17 protein-coding genes are annotated in these 21,294 nt (G+C 66.3%); 11 read left to right on the top strand and 6 right to left on the bottom strand.

The features are described from left to right. The 4 genes from BLT71_RS14285 (at position 1) to BLT71_RS14270 (ending at position 4,305) form a co-directional block, all read left to right on the top strand. Positions 1-1,026: an ABC transporter permease gene (locus BLT71_RS14285; RefSeq protein ID WP_091721473.1), complete on the top strand. Its 1,026-nt coding sequence runs from the start codon at positions 1-3 to the stop codon at positions 1,024-1,026. Further along, entirely contained in the window at positions 1,023-2,738 is a 1,716-nt protein-coding gene (locus tag BLT71_RS14280; protein ID WP_172829980.1) for an ABC transporter ATP-binding protein, read from the top strand. Before BLT71_RS14285 ends, BLT71_RS14280 begins: the two co-directional genes overlap by 4 nt. Positions 2,739-2,836: 98 nt before the next feature. Then, entirely contained in the window at positions 2,837-3,244 is a 408-nt protein-coding gene (locus BLT71_RS14275; RefSeq protein WP_015937628.1) for a chorismate mutase, read from the top strand. After that, positions 3,241-4,305 (top strand): uroporphyrinogen decarboxylase/cobalamine-independent methonine synthase family protein, encoded by a 1,065-nt coding sequence (locus BLT71_RS14270; RefSeq protein WP_231994300.1) that lies wholly within the window; start codon positions 3,241-3,243, stop codon positions 4,303-4,305. Before BLT71_RS14275 ends, BLT71_RS14270 begins: the two co-directional genes overlap by 4 nt. A 14-nt stretch (positions 4,306-4,319) precedes the next feature. Here BLT71_RS14270 and BLT71_RS14265 read toward each other — a convergent pair whose 3' ends face one another. From BLT71_RS14265 to BLT71_RS14240, 6 genes are read right to left on the bottom strand one after another with little or no spacing between them, the layout of a single operon-like run. After that, positions 4,320-5,069 (bottom strand): DUF4166 domain-containing protein, encoded by a 750-nt coding sequence (locus BLT71_RS14265; protein WP_091721471.1) that lies wholly within the window; start codon positions 5,067-5,069, stop codon positions 4,320-4,322. Positions 5,070-5,100: 31 nt separating this feature from the next. Next, a complete protein-coding gene (locus tag BLT71_RS14260; protein ID WP_091721469.1) occupies positions 5,101-6,393 on the bottom strand; it encodes a DUF58 domain-containing protein in 1,293 nt (430 codons plus the stop codon). Further along, on the bottom strand, positions 6,393-7,388 hold the full coding sequence (locus BLT71_RS14255; RefSeq protein ID WP_091721466.1) for an AAA family ATPase: 996 nt from the start codon (positions 7,386-7,388) through the stop codon (positions 6,393-6,395). Before BLT71_RS14255 ends, BLT71_RS14260 begins: the two co-directional genes overlap by 1 nt. Further along, a complete protein-coding gene (locus tag BLT71_RS14250) occupies positions 7,385-8,575 on the bottom strand; it encodes a DUF4350 domain-containing protein (protein ID WP_091721464.1) in 1,191 nt (396 codons plus the stop codon). The genes BLT71_RS14255 and BLT71_RS14250 overlap by 4 nt, the downstream gene beginning before the upstream one ends. Further along, positions 8,572-9,219 (bottom strand): DUF4129 domain-containing protein, encoded by a 648-nt coding sequence (locus BLT71_RS14245; protein WP_172829979.1) that lies wholly within the window; start codon positions 9,217-9,219, stop codon positions 8,572-8,574. Before BLT71_RS14245 ends, BLT71_RS14250 begins: the two co-directional genes overlap by 4 nt. Beyond that, positions 9,209-10,690: a DUF7847 domain-containing protein gene (locus tag BLT71_RS14240; RefSeq protein WP_231994298.1), complete on the bottom strand. Its 1,482-nt coding sequence runs from the start codon at positions 10,688-10,690 to the stop codon at positions 9,209-9,211. The genes BLT71_RS14245 and BLT71_RS14240 overlap by 11 nt, the downstream gene beginning before the upstream one ends. A gap of 180 nt (positions 10,691-10,870) precedes the next feature. On the opposite strand from BLT71_RS14240, the gene mtrA reads away from it, so the two are divergent. The 7 genes from mtrA to secA all read left to right on the top strand — a co-directional run bounded on the left by mtrA (position 10,871) and on the right by secA (position 21,197). Then, the gene (gene mtrA, locus BLT71_RS14235) at positions 10,871-11,545 is read left to right on the top strand and encodes an MtrAB system response regulator MtrA (RefSeq protein WP_015937620.1); all 675 of its coding nucleotides are present in this window, start codon (positions 10,871-10,873) and stop codon (positions 11,543-11,545) included. A 160-nt stretch (positions 11,546-11,705) separates the two neighbouring features. Next, positions 11,706-13,499: an MtrAB system histidine kinase MtrB gene (mtrB, locus tag BLT71_RS14230; RefSeq protein ID WP_091724041.1), complete on the top strand. Its 1,794-nt coding sequence runs from the start codon at positions 11,706-11,708 to the stop codon at positions 13,497-13,499. Then, complete coding sequence (locus tag BLT71_RS14225) at positions 13,496-15,211, top strand: LpqB family beta-propeller domain-containing protein (RefSeq protein ID WP_091721458.1); 1,716 nt, start codon at positions 13,496-13,498, stop codon at positions 15,209-15,211. Before mtrB ends, BLT71_RS14225 begins: the two co-directional genes overlap by 4 nt. Positions 15,212-15,313: 102 nt before the next feature. After that, positions 15,314-16,162 (top strand): ComF family protein, encoded by an 849-nt coding sequence (locus tag BLT71_RS14220; RefSeq protein WP_091721455.1) that lies wholly within the window; start codon positions 15,314-15,316, stop codon positions 16,160-16,162. Positions 16,163-16,361: 199 nt separating this feature from the next. Then, complete coding sequence (gene hpf / locus BLT71_RS14215) at positions 16,362-17,087, top strand: ribosome hibernation-promoting factor, HPF/YfiA family (RefSeq protein WP_015937616.1); 726 nt, start codon at positions 16,362-16,364, stop codon at positions 17,085-17,087. 35 nt (positions 17,088-17,122) lie between these two features. Continuing rightward, positions 17,123-18,364, top strand: coding sequence for a winged helix-turn-helix domain-containing protein (locus BLT71_RS14210; protein WP_091721453.1), 1,242 nt, complete (start codon positions 17,123-17,125; stop codon positions 18,362-18,364). A gap of 82 nt (positions 18,365-18,446) precedes the next feature. Then, positions 18,447-21,197 carry a preprotein translocase subunit SecA gene (gene secA, locus BLT71_RS14205; RefSeq protein WP_091721450.1) on the top strand — a complete coding sequence of 917 codons (2,751 nt, stop codon included), beginning with the start codon at positions 18,447-18,449 and terminating at the stop codon, positions 21,195-21,197. Positions 21,198-21,294 lie beyond the last annotated feature (97 nt).

The raw sequence follows: 21,294 nt of genomic DNA, 5'->3' as shown, positions 1-21,294 counted from the left end.
ATGTCCACAACTGAAGCACCAGCACCCGTGGCCAACCCGCGGGCATCCTTCTTCCTTCGGCTCCCGGTGGTGTCGCATGTGCGCCAAAGCGTGGGACTGCAGCGCGGGATGCTCATCATGGGCCTCGTCCTGACAGCAGTCTTTCTCCTGACCGCACTGCTTGCCCCCTTCATCGCCCCGTACGGATTCGCCCAACTGTCTGACGGCGACGGAAACTTTCCCGCCCAGCAGCCGCCCGGCGGCAAGCACCCGCTGGGCACCACCGTGGGTGGCTACGACGTCCTCTCCCGCGTGATGTGGGGAACCCAGACGGCACTGCTGGTCATCATCATCGCCGTGGTGCTGTCCATCTTCGCCGGCGTCATCCTTGGACTGGTCAGCGGCTACATCGGCGGCTGGCTTGACCGGATCCTGGTGGTGGTGGCGGACGCCATCTACGCCTTCCCTTCCCTGCTGCTGGCGATCGTCATGGCCATCGTGATCAGCGGCGGACAGTCCAGCCTCTTCGGCGGTGTCATGGCAGCGGCCATATCCATCACCGTGGTGTTCATCCCGCAGTACTTCCGGGTCATCAGGGCCGAGACCATCCGGCTCAAAGCCGAACCGTTCGTTGAGTCCGCCAAGGTGGTGGGGGCGTCGAACCTGCGCATCATCACCCGCCATATCTACCGGAACGCCACGCGGACACTGCCACTGATCTTCACGCTCAATGCGTCAGAAGCGATCCTCACGCTGGCCGCACTGGGTTTCTTGGGCTTCGGCATCGAACCCAGCTCGGCCTCCGAATGGGGCTTCGACCTGAGCAAGGCCCTTGCTGATACGACCTCCGGCATCTGGTGGACGGGAGTCTTCCCGGGCCTGGCCATTGTGTGGGTGGTCCTGGGACTGACCCTGGTGGGTGAAAGCATCAACGACCTCAACGATCCCCGCCTGCGCGGCCGCAAGCGGGCGAACCGCAAGGCTCCGGCCGTTTCCCCAGCCGGCAACGCCGCCCCGGGACGAGACACAGAATCGAGCAAACCGTGACCGAAAACCTGGACACGCCATCGGGCAACGGAGGCCCGGAAACAAAGACCGTCCTTGGCATCGACCACCTGGAGGTCACCTTTGCCACCGACTCCGGCGACGTTCATGCCGTCAAGGATGTGAGCCTGGAGCTCAAGGCCGGTGAAGTCCTGGCCATCGTAGGGGAGTCGGGCTCGGGAAAGACCGTCACCGCCAAAACCATCCTCGGCCTGCTGCCTGAAACGGCCACCAGTTCCGGCGCCGTCCTCATCAACGGCACCAACATCATCAGCCTCAGCCCTGCCCGCCTGCGTCAGATCCGCGGGCGGGACGTGGCAATGGTGTTCCAGGAACCGTCCACGGCACTGAACCCGGTCTTTACTGTCGGCTGGCAGATCGCAGAGGGTATCCGCGCCCACTCCGGACAGGGCAGCGGCAAACGGGTCTCAGCCAAGGAAGCCAAGGAACGGGCCATCGATGCCCTCCGCAAGGTGGGTATCCCGGATCCCGAACACCGGGTGAACTACTACCCCCACCAGTTCTCCGGCGGGCAGAAGCAGCGGGTGGTCATTGCAGCCGCAATCGCACTGAACCCCGGACTGATCGTGGCGGATGAACCCACCACAGCCCTCGACGTCACTGTCCAGGCGGAAATCCTGGAACTGCTCCGTGACCTGCGCGGCCAATACGGCACCTCGATCGTCCTGATCACCCACAACATGGGCGTGGTGGCAGACCTGGCCGACAGGGTGGTGGTGATGTACCGGGGCGACATCGTGGAAGAGGCGCCAGCGCGGAAGCTGTTCGCCGAGCCCAAGCAGGAGTACACCCGGCAGCTCCTGGCCGCGGTGCCGCACCTGGGCCGGAACTCGGCGTCGGAAGGGCTGACGGAACGGCGCCACCAGGGCGGGGAGGTGCTGGTCGAAGCGAAAAACCTCACCATCGAATACCCCGGAAGGCTGGGAACACCGGCCTTCAAGGCAGTGGACGGCGTCAGTTTCACCCTGTCCAGGGGTGAGGTCTTCGGGCTGGTGGGGGAGTCCGGCTCTGGCAAGACCACCATCGGGCGGGCCATCGCCGGCCTGAACCGGACCACCGGCGGCAGCCTCAAGGTCCTGGGCTACGAGATGCTGGACCTGCGGGAAAGGACCTTCAAGCCGCTCCGCAAGGACATCGGGTTCGTCTTCCAGGACCCGGCCGCTTCCTTCAACCCGCAGCTGACCATCGGCGAATGCATCGCCGAACCCATGGTGATCCACACCCGGCCCAGCGAAGGGCAGGCGCGCAAACGCGTCGGCGAGCTGCTCGAATCAGTCCAGCTCCCGGCGTCGTATGCGGGACGGTACCCGCATGAACTCTCCGGCGGGCAGCGGCAGCGGGCGTCCCTGGCGCGCGCGCTGAGCCTGAACCCGCGGCTGCTGATTGCCGACGAGCCGACGTCGGCCCTCGACGTCTCGGTCCAGGCGAAGGTCCTGGAACTGTTCCGGGACATCCAGGAAGAGTTCGGTTTCGGCTGCCTGTTCATCAGCCACGACCTCGCGGTGGTAGACATCCTGTCCACGTGGGTGGGCGTGCTGTACAAGGGAAAGCTGGTGGAACAGGGGATCGGCAGCCAGGTCATGGGAAGTCCGCAACACGACTACACCCGCCGCCTGATCGCCTCGCTTCCGGTTCCCGATCCTGACGAGCAGGCCCGGCGGCGGGAGGAAAGCCGGGCACTCCTGGGCCTCTAGGCTCGGGGTTCGGCCACGGGGTGAAGCGCCGGTGCGGCAAACGCTGCACCGGCGCTTAACAGCCGGTTCAATACGCTGCCTGCCCATAGACTGGATGCATGACGCAGCACAACCTCCATTCTTCCGATTCCGACGATTTCGACCCCGCAGCCAGTTCGCTGGCCGGGCAGGTCGACCAGTCGGTGATGGCTGAACTGCTGTCAATCCGCTCCAGCATCGACAACATCGATGCGACCCTGGTGTACCTGCTGGCCGAGCGGTTCAAGGCAACGCAGAAAGTCGGATTCCTCAAAGCCAACCACCGCCTGCCTGCGGGCGATCCCGGGCGGGAAGCGGCGCAGATCGCAAGGCTGCGGAGGCTCGCCGAGGACGCTCACCTGGATCCGGCGTTCGCCGAGAAGTTCCTTAACTTCATCATTGGCGAAGTGATCCGGCACCACGAAGCCATTGCCGAGGACCACCAGGCGGCGACTGGCCGGCAGGCGCAGGCGCCGACGCGAGCGTGACCGCCCAACACCCAGGGGTTTCCGCTCCGGCGCCGGAACAGCTCCTGCCCACGGAAGTGACCGCCACGGCACTCGGGCAGTGGCCCGGTGACGACCCCTACGAAGCAATGCGGATCATCCGCGGCGAACTCGGCAGCCCGCACCTGCCGTTCCTCCCGGAACTCCCGGCCCGCGGCGTCGGCTCCGACGCATTGGGGCGCACCGCGTCCCTCCTTGAAGAGCTGGCCGTCGATGTGCAGCCCTTCGGCTGGCGCCTGGTGGACCGGCCGGGCAAGGATTACCGCCGCGCGGCCTCGGCGTTGTCCACGGACATCAACATCCTGGCCGATGTGGCGGGCGCAGAAGACAGCCCTGCCCCGGAAATCAAGATTCAGCTGGTCGGCCCGATGAGCCTGGCCGCGGGACTGCACCTGCATAACGGTGAGCGTGCCTTGATCGACTATGGTGCCCGGCGGGACCTCGCGGCGTCGCTGGCTGCCGGCGTGGGAAGCTACCTCGGCAGGGTGGCGGCCGCCGTGCCCGGAGCCCGGCTGGTTGTCCAGCTGGACGAACCGGATATCGCTGCGGTGCTGGCCGGCACTATCCCCACGGCCAGCGGCTACCGTACCCTCCGCGCGGTGGCGGGTTCCGAAGCCCGGGAGTCGTGGCGCCTCGTACTGGACGCATTACGTGCCGCCGGCGCCGTGGAAACTGTTATTGCGGTACCTGAGGTGGAGGCGCCGTTCGAACAGATCCTCGCGGCCGGTGCGGACGGAGTTGCCGTGCCGCTCAAGGCGCTGACCACCCGCCAGTGGGAACAGCTGGCGGGCGCCTCTGAAGCTGGAAAGCGGCTCTGGATCGGTGCGCTGGACGTGGCCGGCACTGCACGGACGAAGACCGCTGACTGCGTTGACGCCGTGTGGCGCCCGTGGCGGCAGCTTGGTCTTCCTGCCGCCGCCATCAGCAGCGTCCGGATCACACCCTCATCCGGGCTGGCCGCCGTCACCCCGTCCCGGGCAAAGGAACTCCTGGGCCAGCTGACCAAGGTGGCCGACGGGCTGAACCAGCAGGCCCTCGGCTAGGCCGGCCAGGACGCTCAGGTCCGGTTTTCCCATCGATCCGGCTGTGCGTACCGCGGCAGGAAACTCTGGGCGGAGCTGCCCCCGGTGTAAGGCCGCAGCCGGTAATCGAAGCTGCCGGCGTACACCAGCACCAAGCCGATCTGCGGCTGGATGACCTTGACCTGGATGCGGTGCCTGCCGGCGGGGCCCTCGGCCGGATCCCACCATTGCTCGGCGTAGGCTTTGGCGTCGAGCGCAGACGGCAGGGGAATGCGCAGCGGCCCGAGGAACAGGCGGGAGGCTTCGGATACGCCGCGCAGCCTGCCCTCCGGGGTCACGCTGAGGTTCAGGTCGGTGACCATCCGCCGGCACCGTCCCACGTAGTCCACCAGAGGGGTTCCGCCGCTCGGCTTCTTCCCCTCGCCCTGCTCTTGCAGGTCGCTCCGCTGGTTGACGCTGGTGGTGTCCTGGAACATCCGGGTGCGGCCCGTAAAGCGGATCTCCCGCCGTGCTGTCAGGCTGGAACGGCCGAAGGGATCGAGGTGCGCGTGGTTCTCGATCCGGAACGGGACATTCTCGCCGTACTCCGGAAAGAACGCCTCTTCGCTGCTGGTAAGCCGCATGAGTGGGCGCAGCCAGGATTGGCGGCAGCCCACGACGTCGAACGTTCCCTCGCCCACGCCGTACCGCCCCGAGCCGGGCACCAGGGAAAAGTACTCCTGGAGTTCCGGCTGGAGCCGGCTGAAGTCCGCGCCCAGGGCCTGCTTATAGATCGGTGCGTTCATGGGGACCTCCTGCTGGATTGCGGCGCTGGATTCACAATCTACCGGCAGCCTTGAGCCGGATGTACATGTCGGCCAGCCCGGGTGGCAGCTGGTGCGGTTCGGCATCCACCACCTCCACGCCAAAACGGCGGAGTTCAGCGCTGACGGCGGCACGCTGGAGGAGTGCACGTTCGGCGGCAGCTGCCCTGAAGACTCCTGCAGCATCGCTGCGTTCGGCCAACATGGCGCCCAGTTGGGGGTCACGCACCGCGGCCACCACCACCACGTGCTGTGCGGCCAGCTGCGCCGCCGCGGGAATGAGGCCTTCCTCCGGTGCGCCTCCGTCGAGGCTGGTCAGCAGCACCACCAGGGAGCGGTGGGCAGTTACCGCCCGTACCTCGGCGGGAACGGCGGCCCAGTCCATCTCGATGAGTTCCGGTTCCAGCGGTGCCATGGCCTGGACTAGCCGTCCCAGCAGGTTGCCCTTGCCCGCGGTGCCAGCCCGGACCCGTGCCCTGCGGTCGAAAGCGAGGAAGTCCACCCGGTCTCCGCCGCGCTCGGCGAGGATGCCAAGCAGCAGGGCAGCTTCCAGGCCGCTGTCCAGCCGCGTCTCGTCGTCGATCCTTGCCGCCGCGGTGCGGGAAGTGTCCAGCACCATCACCACGCGGCGGTCCCGTTCGGGACGCCAGGTCCGCACCACCACGGCGGAGCGCCGCGCCGTTGCCCGCCAGTCAATGGAGCGGACGTCGTCGCCCCGGACGTAGTCGCGCAGGGAGTCGAACTCGGTGCCGGCGCCGCGGATCTGGACCGCCGCCTTGCCGTCGAGCTCGCGGAGTTTCTGCAGCTTCGAGGGCAGGTGCCGCCGCGAATTGAACGGCGGAAGCACCCGGATCGACCCGGCCGAAATGACGGTCCGCTGCCGGGCGGCAAGCCTCATGGGGCCGAAGGAACGGAAGGTGACATGCGGCGATTTCAGGTCGCCGCGCCGGACGGGCCGGAGCACGACGGCGGCACGCCGGCTTTCGCCCGCGGGCACGTCCACCAGCTGGATTGGGTTGGCCGCCCCGGCCGAAGGCTGCCAGGCGTCGCGGAAACTGCCGCGCACGCGGCGCCGTCCGTTGTTATGGATGGTGAGCGCGGCGTGCACCGGCGCGTTGAGGGCAACGTTGACGGGCCCGCTGCGGACCAGCTGCAGCAAGCGGGGCGATCCGGCCAAGGCAAGGTCAGCGCCTGCAACGGCTGCTAGCACAGCGGCCACGGCGAAGAACGAGCCCCACCCCGGCAGCAGCAGGACCGGTACAAGCCCCAGCAGTACCAGGAGGACGAAACGCCCGGAAATGGCCATCAGCGCGGAACGGGGACCGACGCCAGGATGCTGCCCAGCACATCATCCACCTGCACCCCGTCCATCTGTGCTTCCGGCTGCAAGGCCACCCGGTGCCGCAGGCAGGGGAGGGCGAGCGCCTTGACGTCGTCCGGCGTGACGAACGTCCGGCCGGACAGCCATGCCCAGGCCCGGGACGTGTTGAGTAGTGCTGTCGCCCCGCGCGGCGATACACCCAGCAGGAAGGACGGGGCAGTCCGGGTAGCCCGCACGAGGTCAACGATGTATCCGATGATTTCGGGGGCTACGTCCACGGTGGCCACTGCCTGCCTGGCCCGCTCCAGGTCACGGGCATCCGCTACGGGACGCACACCCGCCGCTGCCAGGTCCCGGGGGTCGAAACCCGCCGCGTGGCGCCTGATGACTTCCATCTCGTCTCCGCGCTCCGGCAACGGCATGGTGAGCTTGAGCAGGAACCGGTCCAGCTGCGCCTCCGGGAGGGGATAGGTCCCCTCGTACTCCACCGGGTTCTGCGTGGCGGCAACCAGGAAGGGCGTCGGCAAAGGGCGGGGCTCCCCGTCCACCGAGACCTGGCGTTCTTCCATGGCTTCGAGCAGCGAAGCCTGCGTCTTGGGCGGGGTCCTGTTGATTTCGTCGGCCAGCAGCAGGTTGGTGAAGACCGGCCCCTCCCGGAACGTAAATTCGGACGTGTGGGAATCGTAGACCAGCGACCCTGTCACGTCGCCGGGCATGAGGTCCGGGGTGAACTGGACCCGCTTGGTCTCCAGATCCAGTGCCGCGGACAATGCCCGCACCAGCAGGGTCTTGGCAACGCCGGGCACCCCCTCTAAGAGGACATGGCCTTGCGACAGCAGGGCTATCAGCAGGCCGGTGACGGTAGCGTCCTGTCCCACCACGGCTTTGGCCACTTCATGCCGGACATCCAGGAGCGCCTGCCGGGCGGAATCGTGCTCCATCGGGTCAAGGACCTGCTGGCCGCTGCCATGTTCACTCATCGTCTTTTGACCTCTTTCTCCAGGGTGTGCAGTTCCCGGGCCCAGGCCACCAGGCGGGCCTCGCTGCGGGGATGTTCATTGATAAGGCCGCTGACCGTGGATGCAGGCGTAGCCAAGTGCCGTGCCGTGGCATCAACGATGGCCTCAGCGGTGGCTCCCGGACCAAGCCGGAGGGCTACGGCGAGGCGGGACAACGTGCCCGCGCGCAGGTTGTCCCGGGCCTGATCCAGGGCCCGGTAATCGTGGTAGAGCCGGGCGCGGCCCTCGGCAGTCTCCACCGCCTTGACCACGACGGGAAGGGGCTCGAAGACCAACGGCCCGTGCCTCCGGCCGCGCCAGGCGATGGCGGCGAGGGCGACGACAACCAGCCATGGGCCCAGGAAGCGCACCCAGTCCGGTGCCAACTCGTCGAGGGTCCGCGGCGATCCGGTGAGGTCCATGTCCTCCACGGACGGCAGGTACCACACGAGGTCAGGCGAGCCACCCAGCAGCCGCAGCCCGAGGGCGGCATTTCCCAGTTCGTCCAGCCGCTCGTTTCCCAGGACTGCGGTGCTGCCGAGGACCACCAGCCTGCCGTCAGTGCTGGCCGCGAGCACCCCGGCGGCCGAGCCGGACGGGCGGAAACAGGTGGTCCCGCCGTCGTACACGAATCCTGACCCGCCGGTGACCTGGCCTGCCGCCCGCGCATCCGGGAGGGAGCAGCCGGGGTCCAGCGCGGGCGTGCCGTCCGGCACAACGCCTGCCTGCCGGATGTCACTGTCCAGGGCGCGGAGCGTCTCGAGGCGTGGTGAGACCACCACCACCCGGGCACTTGAGTCCGCGAGGTCACGGAGGCGCTCCTCGTCCAGGGCTCCGTTCCGGTCGTAAAGCAGGAGGGTAGCGGACGAACTGCCGTCCAGGGCAGCCATTGCAGCGTCGTAGTTCCGGACGTCGTGGACCTGCACCCCGTGGTTGCCAAGGATTTGGGCGATGGCGCGGGCGCCGCCGGGACCGGCATTGCTCACGGACAGCGGGACGACGTCTCCCTTGGGCGCCAACTGGCCCCAAATCACCAGGCCCAGCCCGACGGCCACCAGCGCGCCGAATGCTGCCACTCCCCGGTGGCGGCGCAGCCGGGCCCGGAAGGACCGACGGGTAGCTTGCCCCGCGACCGCTTCCCGGGCAGCCACCGTCGCGGGTCCGGTCATGGCAGGACCGCCGGCTGATTCCGGTCCACAGGACGTTCGGGCTTGGCTGCCGCCAGGGCGTCGTCGAGCCGGACCATGTCCTGGTACTCCGCGCTGCCGGCAGGCCTGTTGCCGTAGCGGACCGCGTCGAAGGCAGCGGCTGCCTGGGCCAGCCGCTGCGCCTCAGCGCTGAACGGCACGGAGAGTTCGCGTGCGGCTTCATCCGCGGTCCGGCCCGGCTGCGGATCGATGACGGCCCTGTCCTCGGCGGAGCGCACCAGGGCACGGAAACGGTCGACGACGGCGTCGTCCCACTTTCCGGCGGCCGCGGCCTCAGCGGCGCGCTGGCGGTAGTCGGTGGAACTGAGGGTGCTGTCAGCACCAAAGACATCCTTCGGCTTCCGGGCGGCCGGGTTGAGCCGTGGGCGGGCCAGGACAATGGCCACGGCCAGGACCAGGACGATAACGATGCCTATGACCGGGGTGGGAACCGACCCGGCAGGACCCGAGGGCCCGTCCAGGGAACCCAGCCACTCGAGGAAGTTCCGCCACGCGGTCTCCAGCCAGGACGGCTCAACGTCCCGGTACTCAGGCTTTGCCAGCTCCTCCGCGGCCCACCTGCGTGCCTTGTCCGCGTCGGGAAGCACCGGGGGTTCAGCGGACATCCGGCCATGCACTTCCGGACGGTCCCTGGGAACCGTGGCCCGGTGCGGTGAATGCCGCACCCCGGCCTGGAACGCCGTCGGGATCAGCGCCCGTCTCGAGCAGGCGGAGGAGTGTGATGTCCAGGCCGTCCTTCCGCATGCGGAGGTCCATGTACAGCAAGGCCATCACCGACGTCTGGAACGCGTAACCCAGCGCGCCCACCAGGGCGCCGAGGACAGCGGTGGCGATGCCTATAGCCACCGCCATCCCCGCGTCCTGCCCGGATCCGCCGTGGGGTGAGACCACGGTGCCGAGGAAACTGGTCAGCAGGCTGACCGGGATCATCACCACCTGGCTGATCACGCCCACAAGAAGACTTACCACCAGGGTCATTCCGAAGATCCGCCACCAGTTGGCGCGGGTCAGTTGCCAGGACCGGCGGAGGGCGGCGATCGGACCCACTTCCTCGATGACCACCGCGGCCGGGGCCACCATGACCTTGATGGCAATCCAGGCAAACACTGCAATGAAGGCAGGGACAAGGGGAATCAGGAACAGCGCCCCGGCTGCCCGGTCGGTGCCGGCGATGAGCGCGAACGCCACGCCACCGAATATCACGAAAGCAAGCAGCACGGCTGCCATCAGCAGCGCAGCGAGGCCAATCAGCGCACCGGCCCTGGACTTGGCGAGGGCCCACATCTGGCGGAACCCTGTGGGCCTGTTGAGGATCGAGCGGGCCACCGGCACCACCATGGCGCCCTGCAGCACCGCAGAAATAACGAGCGTCAGGATACTGGCCACCAGGATGGCGCCGGCGAAGCCGAATCCCACTCCGGCCAAGTCCGCGGGACTGGCGCCCTCCACCCAGGCTTCGATGGAGCCGGCAGATGTGGCGGACACGGCCGTGACGACGGCGGCGAGTATCGCCGAGAGCGATTGCGCCAGCAGGGCGGCACCCAGCATGGCTTTCGGGTTCCGGCGGATGGCCTGGAAGGAGCCGTCAAGGATTTCGCCGAACATCAGTGGCCGCAGCGGAACGATGCCGGGCTTAGGTGGGGCAACATAGCGGGGCTGTCCGTAGGGGCTCCCAAACTGGTTGCCGTACTGGTTCCCGGAGCCGGGTGCATAGGGCGTTCCGTAGGGCTGCTGCGGATAAGCTGCGCCCGGGTAAGCCGGCGGGGGACCGTTCCACGGGGCCTGCTGTCCGTACGGCGGTTGGCCCGGCCCCGGCTGGGCTTGGCCTGGTTGGTCTGGGCTGCCGCCCGGCTGCTGGGACCATGGCCCGGGGGGACCCCACGACGGGGTGCCACCCCACGTCCCCTTGCCTTCGCCGGCAGTTTCCCGGTTCGGAGCCACCCATCCGTCATCGCTCCGGCTCCGCTGGTTCCCGCCGCTGCCGTGCTGGCTTTGGCCTGGCCGCGGTTCCCGGGAACCGTCGGAGGGCTGCTCCGCTCCGGCCGGTTCCTCCCGGCCTGAATCCTGTCCTGCCACGCTCTTCCTTCCCCCATTCCGGCCGCACCGTTGTCCCGCGGCCGGGCCCTGACAGCCGTAAGCCGCCGGGAAGGTCCGGCACGGTCCCAGCCTATAGTTCCGGCGTCGGACGTCCTAGCGTTCCGCCATGCCGAAGCCGCTCAACAGGACAAAGCCCCCCTGATAAGGGAATATATAACTATGAAGGCACGCATTCTGGTGGTTGACGATGACGAAGCGCTGGCCGAAATGATTGGAATTGTTCTTCGCAATGACGGCTTTGAACCCGTCTTCTGCGCGGACGGCGCCCAGGCGCTTGACATCTTCCGGTCATCGCGGCCGGACCTGGTCCTGCTGGACCTTATGCTCCCCGGGGTGGACGGCATCGAGGTCTGCCGGCAGGTCCGCGCTGAGTCGGACGTGCCCATCGTCATGCTCACCGCTAAGGCGGACACGTCCGACGTCGTCCGGGGCCTTGAATCCGGGGCCGATGATTACGTGCCAAAACCGTTCAAGCCCGCCGAACTCGTGGCACGGGTGCGGGCCAGGCTCCGCCCGGGAGACCAGAAGGCACCGGAAACTCTGCGGATCGCGGACATCACCATTGACGTTGCCGGGCACACGGTAAGCCGCGGGAGCGAACGGATCTCCCTGACGCCGCTGGAATTCGACCTGCTGGTGGCCCTTGCCCGCAAGCCGTGGCAGGTTTTCACCCGTGAACTGCTGCTTGAACAGGTATGGGGTTACCGCCACGCGGCAGACACCCGCCTGGTCAACGTCCATGTCCAGCGCCTGCGGTCCAAGATCGAGCAGGACCCGGAAGCTCCGGAAGTTGTATTGACGGTGCGTGGTGTCGGCTACAAAGCAGGGGCCTGACCCCGCTTCCTCCGACGGGGAACGCCGGTCCGGCGTCCCCGCCCAGGCGACCCCCGGAGAAGCAGCGGATTCGGAACAGCGTGCCGTGGCACAGCCACACCAGGAACAGCAGCACCACCAAACGGCGCAGCACCACCAGTCCGCGGAGCACACCGATGCCATCAGTCCCGGATTCAGGCAGTTCGCCTTCCGCGTGCGGATCTGGCAGCGCCGTGCCGTCATTGTCAGCCTCAGGGTGGCCCGGCTGGTCAAAACCGGCATTCTCCGTTTCCTGCCGGCACTGCGCTACGTCGGACGCGCCCTGCAGAAGCGTTGGCGCCGTTCCCTGCAGTTCAGGACTGTCCTCACCACGCTGCTTCTGGCCGTCACGTCCTTCGCCGTAGTTGGCGCCTACCTGTCGAACCAGATCGCCAACAACCTTTTCCAGGAACGGCTGACGCAGGCCGAATCGGAAACCCGGTACAACGTCAAGCAGGTCCAGGAGACGTTCGACGGCGCCCAGGTCACCGACCAGTCAAGCGTCATCACGCTGGTCTACGACACCCTGAACGCGGTGGAAGGCCGCGGCTCCGTGATCCAGCGCCGCTATGTCTTCGAAGCCATGCCGGAGCAGACCAAGCCACGGAACCGCTGGGTGGAATCCCGGGCCTCTGACCAGCTGACTGTCAGTGTCATCCCCCCGGAGCTCCGCAAGGCGGTCCAGGAATCCGGCAAGGACCAGTACTGGGCGTCCACAGTGATCCCTGTGGGCACCGAGGACCGGCCAGGCATCGCCGTCGGAAACAAGGTGACCTTCAACGGCACCGTTTATGAGCTGTACCTGATCTATGACCTCAACACGGCGCAGCAGACCCTGGACGAGATCCAAAGCGTCCTCTGGGCCGGCGGCGCAGTGCTGGTTCTCCTGATCGGTGCGGTGGCCTGGTACGTCACCCGCAACGTGGTCAGCCCGGTCAGCCACGCAGCGATGGTGTCGGAGAAACTGGCCGCCGGGCAATTGCAGGAACGCATGGTGGTGCGCGGCGAGGACGAGGTGGCCCGGTTGGGCGCCTCGTTCAACCACATGGCTGCCAGCCTGCAGGAGCAAATCACCCAGCTCGCCACACTCTCGCAGATGCAGCAGCGTTTTGTGTCCGACGTGTCCCACGAACTGCGCACTCCCTTGACCACCGTCAGGATGGCGGCCGAGGTACTGTACGACGCCCGTGACGATTTCGACCCCATTAACAAGCGGTCTGCCGAGTTGCTCTACAACCAGGTGGAGCGGTTTCAGTCGCTGCTCTCGGACCTGCTGGAGATCTCCCGCTTCGACGCCGGTGTGGCCGTGCTGGATGCCGAACCGGAAGACATCCTCCACGTCATCGCGCACGTTATCGAGGGCGCGTCGCCCGTAGCCGCGGAATACGGCTCAGAGATCGTTCTGAGTGCACCAGCCGGGGCCATCGTTGTGGACATGGACGCGCGCCGGATCGACAGGATCCTGCGGAACCTGATCCTGAACGCCGTCGAACACGGTGAGGGCAGGCCGGTGACCGTCACTGTGGCAGCCAGCGAAACCGCCGTCGGCATCGCTGTCCGTGACCATGGCATCGGCATGGAACCGGCTGAGGCGGCCCGGGTCTTTGACCGGTTCTGGCGCGCGGACCCTGCCCGCGCCCGGACCACCGGCGGCAGCGGCCTGGGACTGTCCATAGCCGCGGAGGACACCAAACTCCACAACGGCTGGCTGCAGGCATGGGGGAGGAAAGGCAGCGGGGCAAACTTCCGGCTCACCCTGCCGCTGCGCCAAGGCGAAGAGATCGGCAACTCGCCCGTGCAGCTCGAACCCGAAGACAACATCACCACGGGCGAACCGGGCAGCGTTCCCCGGGAACCCGACACCAGGAACATCCTGGTCCTGGAAACCGGAGCGGCGCGGTTGGCGCCGGTGCCGACGACGAAGGAGAACCCATGACCGGCCGCGGCCGTCCGGCACAGCTCGGTGCTTTCCTGCTGGCTCTGCTGGTTGTGGTGCTGGCAGGCTGCGCCCGGATCCCCATCTCGGGACCGGTCGGCAAGAGCAGCGAAGGCAGCGCCGGCAACCTGAACGCGCCGGTCTTCCTCCCGGCTGCACCGCAACCGGGCGCATCACCGGAAACCATTATCGACTACTTCTACCGCGCCGGCAGCGGCTACGAGGACGACTACGCCGTGGCCCGCCAGTACCTCACGCAGGCCTCGTCCGTGTCCTGGAAGCCGGACCAGCGTGCCCTCGTATACCGGGACGCGCGCGTGGTGGCCACAGGCACCGAAAACGTCTACAACTATGAATTGGATGTGGCCTACACCGTCGACGCCGACGGGATCACCACCCAGTCCCCGGAAGGCACCGTGGAACGGATCCCCGTCACCGTTACCCAGGTGGACGGGGAATGGCGTATCTCTGCAATACCGGACGGGACCGCCATCGCCGAGGAAACGTTCAAGGTGATCTACGGCGCCTATCCCATCTACTTCTACGACCCCACGTTCACTTACGCCGTCCCCGACGTCCGCTGGTTCATCAGGAACAAGACGGTCAAGGCCATGACAAGTGCCCTGCTGGCGGGGCCGGCCCCCTACCTTCGCGGCGCGGTGGCCAGCGCCTTCCCGTCTGGCATCAAGCTCGCCCGTGAGTCCGTTCCCGTAGTCTCGGGAGCCGCACAGGTGGACCTGACGGCCAAGGAACTCACTGAGACATCCCCGGAGGACCGCCTTCGGATGCAGATGCAGCTCACCCTGACGTTCCGCAGCCAGCCCGACGTCGTGAATGTCGAGCTGCGGGCCAACCAGGACCTGGTGAGGGTGGAGGACAACGGCTCGGTCCTCCCGCCGGTCCAGGACAAGAGCGCCCCCTCGCGCCAGATCGCCGTCAGCGGCAATGAACTGGTGCGGTACGAAAACAACAGGATTTCGCCTCTTCCGGATATGCAGCCCGTCTCCGCCCTGGACCCACGGTTTCCTGCGGAATCCCCGGTCTCGCAGACCGCTGCCTTCCTCAATGAGAGCCGAACAACCCTGTACAGCATCAACCCGGGCCAGCCGGCCCGCGCCCTGACGACCCGGAGCACACTGAGCCGGCCCTCCTTCAGCCTCAACGACTGGGTATGGTCGGCCGGGCCCGGGGGAAACGGGGCCACCGAAGTGGTGGCCTTCCGCCCCACCGGAGTCGCTGAAGGGGCTTCGGTTCCGTCGGTGACGCTGGCGCCGGCCTGGCTGGCGGGACGGTCCGTCAAGGAATTCCGGGTTTCCCGGGAAGGCGTCCGTGCGCTGGTCATCTCCGAACAGAACGGCAAGACCCGGGTCCAGGTCGCCGGGATCATCCGCGGCGGTGACGGGACACCCCGTGAACTGACCCAGCCGACCACCCTGGCGACCGACAGCAACCCGGACCAGGGTGCCTGGGTCAACGACTCTACGGTGGTGGTCATGAAGGGCGCGGCGGCAGCCAACGTGACGCCGGAACTGCTCTCCCTCACCTCGGGCCAGCCCCAGCAGCTCGCTCCCTGGCCGGGCCTGGTGGCGCTCAGCGCAGGAAACGGGCAGGAGGAGATCTACGGGCAATCGTCAGAGGGTATCTTCCAGCGGCTTGGGAACGGATGGTCGCCGCAGATCAAGGGCCCCATCGATCCTTCGTACCCGGGGTAGGGGCTGCAGGTACTGAGGCCCATGGGTAACGCGGTGTGGTCTGGGTCCACATAGGCCCTGGTGCTGCTTTCCTTTGCTGCCGGCTGCAGGAATCGTTGAGCCGTGAGCAGCGAATCAATGCCCGGCAGTGGCCGGGCAGACCCTGACCTCCTCCCGTCCCAACCCGTGGCGAGGCACCGGTCAGAACATCGGAGCGCCCTCCTTCGGTTTGGCGACCAGGTGGCAGGAGCCGCGGCAGACTTTCTGGCTCTGGCGATTCCTGCCGACTGTGTGGGCTGCGGCGCTGAGGACCACCAGCTCTGCCCGCACTGCTCCCGGCAGGTACGCCGGCTCACCGCGCAACCGTTCCGTGCCGAAGCTGCCGCACCCGCGCTGACAGATGTGGACGGAAGGATCCTGCTGCCGGTGGTTGCAGCCGGCGTCTACAGGGAGGAACTCGCCCAGGCTTTGCTGTCCTATAAGCGCCACGGCCAGCACCGGCTCCGGAAGTGCCTGGGCAGGGCGCTCGCAGAAGCGGTGCGGACGGCAACGGGAGACTGGCGGCCCTATGTCCTGGTTCCGGTTCCCACCAGTTCAGCCGCCTATCTGACTAGGGGATTCAGCCCCGTGCACCTGCTCCTTGCCGAGGCCGTCCGGCAGCTTCCCGGCGCCGTTATGCAGGACGTCCTCGCCAAGGCCACCCCCGGAGGTATCCGGCCGGCCGGCGGCCAGAAAGGCCTCGACAGGGGTGACCGGGCAAGGCGCGTCCGGGGCTCCATGACGGTGCGGCGGCGCGCCCGCGGCAGGGTGGCCGGGAGGCGCTGCATCATCGTCGACGACGTCCTCACCACCGGTTCCACGTTGTCCGAAGCCGCGCGTGCACTGCACCGCGACGGGGTCCGGGTGGCAGGGGCGGTGGTACTCGCCGCAACGCGTCCGCCGGTCTCGGGCGGCCCGGACGGCCCATCCTAAGCCAGCAGCGAAACTACCGCGACTTAGAAAAAAATAAACCGGGAAAGGATGAATAACGGATGACGATGAACTAACGTCGGTTGTGGGTACCAAGACAGAATGTACCTTTCGATGGCGGCTCGGAGAGGGGCTCGACTGTCAGGCAGATCGGCCCAGGGAAGCGCCGCCGTCGTGTCACCGAAGTCATTTGGAGGGCACCATGGAGTTTATGATCAGCGGACGAAATCTGACAGTGTCAGACCGGTTCCGCGAATATGCCGGGGAGAAGATCTCAAAGATCGAGTCGTTGGGGGACAAAGTCCAGCGGGTCGATGCCAAGGTTTCCAAAGAGACCAATGCCCGGCAAACAGGCGACCAGTTGACCGTTGAGGTGACAGTCCTGGGCCGCGGACCGGTGATCCGCGCCGAAGCCAGCGCTGCCGACAAGTTCGCCGCCTTCGATCTTGCGTACAACAAGCTGCTTGAACGCCTGCGCCGGGCCAAGGACCGGAAGAAGGTCCATCACGGACGCCACACGCCCAAGGCTGTGAGGGAAGCAACCGCGTCCCTCGAACCGGCCAGTGCGCACGAGCCCCTTTACATGGAGGCCAGCCACCGGAGCGAGGCCAGCGCGTCATCCGCCGACAGGTCTCCCTACGACGTGGACAACGATATCCCGGCAGGCGATTCCCCCGTCCTGATCCGCCGGAAGGTCTTCCCGGCAGCGTCGCTGACGCTCGACGACGCCGTGGACAACATGGAACTCGTGGGGCACGACTTCTATCTGTTCGTCGACAAGGCCACCAATACCCCGTCCGTCGTGTACCGGCGGCGCGGCTGGACCTATGGTGTGATCACGCTTGACCACGAGTGCGAACCCGGAGACACCGTGGTGGAAGAAAAGATCCTCGCCTACCGTTCGGATGATGCCGCGGCAACCGCTTAGGGTGCTGGCAGCAACAATCAACAGAGAGGACTGGGGTGCCCGCTTCGCTGAGCCTTAACCAGGCCCGGCGGATCGCTCTCGCAGCACAGGGGCTCGACAAAGGACGGCCCACCGGACCCGTAACTTCACGGACGGTGGGCCGCACCTTTGCCCGCTTGCAGCTGGTCCAGATCGATTCCGTAAACGTCCTGGCGCGGAGCCATTTCCTTCCCTTCTACTCGCGCCTCGGGAACTACGACCGGAGCATTCTGCAACGGATGTCCGGTGTCCACCCGCGCAGGATGGTTGAGTACTGGGCACACGAGGCCAGCTACATCCGACCGGAACACTATGCGGACCTCCTGCTCTGGCAGAAACGTTCGTGGGTTGGTGCCGGAAGCATGGACCCGGACCAGCGGGCTGCGATATCGGAGCTGATCCTGGCAACCCTTGCCGGTAGCCGTCCCCTGACCGCATCCGAGCTGACCGCCCGGATCGGCCACGTGGAAGAACGGCAAACAGGCAATTGGGGCTGGAACTGGAACGCCGTCAAAAGGGTCCTGGAACACCTCTTTGAAGCGGGGCTCGTCTCCGCAGCTGCACGGACAGAGCAATTCGAGCGGAAATACACCCTCACGGCGAAGATTCTCCCGCATGCCGGAATTGGCGCGGGGGAGGACCCCACGGGAACCGGAGATCGGGCCGGGGCACTGGACCGGCTGACTGAGGCTGCCGCCCGTGCGCACGGCGTCGGAACTGTCCGGTGTTTTGCCGATTATTTCCGGACACCCGTCAACGCAACGGCGCAGTCTGTGGAACGCCTGGTGTCGCGGGGTGTGCTGGAACCGGTGACCGTCTCGGGCTGGAAGCGGGATGTCTACCGCCATGCCGATGCTGTCCTGCCTCGGCGGGCAACTGGACGTGCCCTGCTCAGCCCCTTTGATTCGCTGGTGTTCGAGCGCCGCAGGCTGGAAGAACTCTTCGGCTTTCACTACCGGATTGAGATCTACACGCCCGAACACAAGCGGCGGCACGGCTATTACGTCCTTCCCTTCCTCCTCCGGGACGGCATCGTTGCCCGGGTGGACCTGAAGGCCGACCGCGCAGGCGGAAAACTGCTGGCCCGGGCCGCCTTCGCCGAGCCGGCCGCCCCGCCGGACACCGCCGTCGAACTTGCCGCGGAACTGCGCCTTATGGCTGAATGGCTGGGCCTCCAGTCCGTGGAGGTCTGGCCGTCCGGTGACCTCGCGCCGGACCTTGCGCGGGCCGTCGGCAACGCGGACTCCGATCCGCTCTGAGGGAAACCGGCACCGGCAGGTTGTCTCTCCCGTAGACTAAAAACGCCAGAATTCGGCGGCATGAGACTGGGAGCATCTTCACGTGGCATCACTTATCGAAAAACTTCTCCGCACGGGTGACAAGAAAACACTTCGGCAACTGCGGAATTATGCCGACTCCATCAATGCCCTCGAAGACTCGTTCAAGACCTTTACCGATGCCGAGCTCCGTGAAGAAACGGACCGGCTCCGCGAACGCCACCAGGACGGCGAAAAGCTCGAGAACCTCCTGCCGGAGGCCTTTGCTGCTGTTCGGGAAGCGTCTTCGCGCACCCTGGGAATGCGGCACTTCGACGTCCAGCTGATGGGTGGCGCCGCCCTCCACCTGGGCAACATCGCGGAAATGAAGACCGGTGAAGGCAAGACCCTGGTGGCAACCGCTCCTGCCTACCTGAATGCCCTCGCCGGCAAGGGTGTCCATGTGGTCACCGTGAACGACTACCTCGCCGAATACCAGTCCGACCTCATGGGCCGCGTCTACCGCTTCCTCGGGCTGACCAGCGGATGCATCCTTGCCAACCAGGACCCTGCGGTCCGGCGCGAGCAGTACGCAGCGGATATCACCTACGGAACCAACAACGAATTCGGTTTCGACTACCTGCGCGACAACATGGCCTGGGACCGGAACGAACTGGTCCAGCGTGGACACAACTTCGCCATCGTCGATGAAGTTGACTCCATCCTCATTGACGAGGCCCGTACCCCGCTCATCATCTCGGGACCCGCCCAGGGCGACACAAACCGCTGGTACAGCGAATTCGCAAAGGTCGTTCTTCGGCTGCAGCCCGAAAAAGACTACGAAGTCGATGAAAAGAAGCGCACCGTCGGCGTCCTTGAGGGCGGCATCGAGAAGGTCGAGGATTACCTCGGCATCTCCAACCTGTACGAGTCCGCCAATACGCCACTCATCGGCTTCCTTAATAACGCCATCAAGGCCAAGGAACTCTTCAAGCGGGACAAGGACTACGTCATCATGGACGGCGAAGTCCTGATCGTTGACGAGCACACCGGCCGTATCCTCGCCGGCCGCCGGTACAACGAGGGCATGCACCAGGCGATCGAGGCCAAGGAAGGCGTCGAGATCAAGGCGGAGAACCAGACCCTGGCCACCGTCACCCTGCAGAACTACTTCCGCATGTACGGCAAACTCTCAGGCATGACCGGTACCGCTGAGACCGAAGCGGCCGAGTTCATGAGCACTTACAAGCTCGGCGTCGTGGCCATTCCCACCAACCGCGACATGCAGCGCATCGACCAGTCCGACCTCGTCTTCAAGAACGAAACAGTGAAGTTCGACGCCGTCGTCCGGGATATTGCCGAACGCCATGAAAAGGGCCAGCCCGTCCTGGTGGGTACCACCAGCGTCGAGAAGAGCGAGTATCTTTCCCGGCTGCTCGCCAAGGACGGCATCCGCCACGAAGTCCTGAATGCCAAGAACCACGCACGGGAGGCCGCGATCGTTGCGCAGGCCGGCCGTAAGGCCGCCGTCACGGTGGCCACCAACATGGCCGGCCGAGGCACCGACATCATGCTGGGCGGCAACGCCGAGTTTACGGCGGTTGCCGAACTTGCCAAGCGCGGCCTCGACCCGGAGGAGAACTCCGAGGAGTACGAGTCCGCGTGGCCGGCTGCACTTGAAGCGGCCAAACAGGCCGTCAAAGATGAGCATGAAGAGGTCCTCAACCTCGGTGGACTGTATGTCCTCGGCACCGAACGCCATGAGTCCCGCCGCATCGACAACCAGCTCCGCGGCCGTTCCGGACGCCAGGGCGACCCGGGCGAGTCCCGGTTCTACCTTTCCCTGACAGACGACCTCATGCGGCTGTTCAACTCCGGCGCTGCAGAACGCCTCATGAACAGCTCCGTTCCTGACGACGTGGCCCTCGAATCCAAACTCGTATCCCGCGCCATCGCCTCGGCGCAGGGTCAGGTGGAGGGCCGCAACGCTGAGCAGCGAAAGAACGTCCTGAAGTACGACGACGTCCTGAACCGTCAGCGTGAAGCGATCTACAGCGACCGCCGCCGGATCCTCGAGGGTGACGACCTGCACGAAAAGGTGCAGTTCTTTGTCGAGGACACCATCATGGCCCTCATCGATGACGCCACCGCCGAAGGCAACGGCGACGACTGGGACTTCAACCAGCTGTGGACCAATCTCAAGACGTTGTACCCAGTCAGCGTGAGCGCGGACGACATCATCGAAGAAGTCGGCGGAAAGTCCCGGCTGACGGTGGAGTTCCTGAAGGAAGAGCTGCTTTCGGATGCCCGGCTTGTCTACCAGGCGCGGGAGGAAAGCATCGGCTCCGAGAGTATGCGGGAACTGGAACGCCGCGTCGTGCTGTCAGTCATCGGACGCAAATGGCAGGAACACCTCTACGAGATGGACTACCTCAAGGAGGGCATCGGGCTGCGTGCCATGGCCCAGCGCGATCCCCTGGTGGAGTACCAGCGCGAGGGTTTCACCCTGTTCCAAAGCATGATGGAAGCCATTCGGGAGGAAAGCGTCGGGTTCCTGTTCAACCTGGAAGTCGAAGTGACTCCGGCCCAGGACGTGGTGGTGGAGGACGCCGCCGGCGGACACACCGAACACGTTGAGCCGCAGGTCCGGGCTGCCGGCCTGGAAGCCCCCGAAAAGCCTGCGCAGCTGCAGTACACGGCACCCAGCGAGAGCGGTGGAACCCAGACCCGGGTGGAAACCCGTTCCTCAGGACGCTCAGGCAACCCCGCAAAGGCGGCGGAGCAGGATGCGGCGAAAGAAGCCGCCAAGCGTCAGGCTAAGAAGAAGCGGCGCTAAAGCAGAGTCCACGGACGACGACGTGTAAGGCGAGGGCAGGGCCAGCGGGAGACAGTATCCCGGGACCCTGCCCTCTTCTTTGTCCGGGTGGCCAACC

Source organism: Pseudarthrobacter equi, assembly GCF_900105535.1.
Taxonomy (GTDB): Bacteria; Actinomycetota; Actinomycetes; order Actinomycetales; family Micrococcaceae; genus Arthrobacter; species Arthrobacter equi.
The sequence above is the reverse complement of the archived record's forward strand: the minus strand, read 5'-3'. Positions and strand labels throughout refer to the sequence as shown.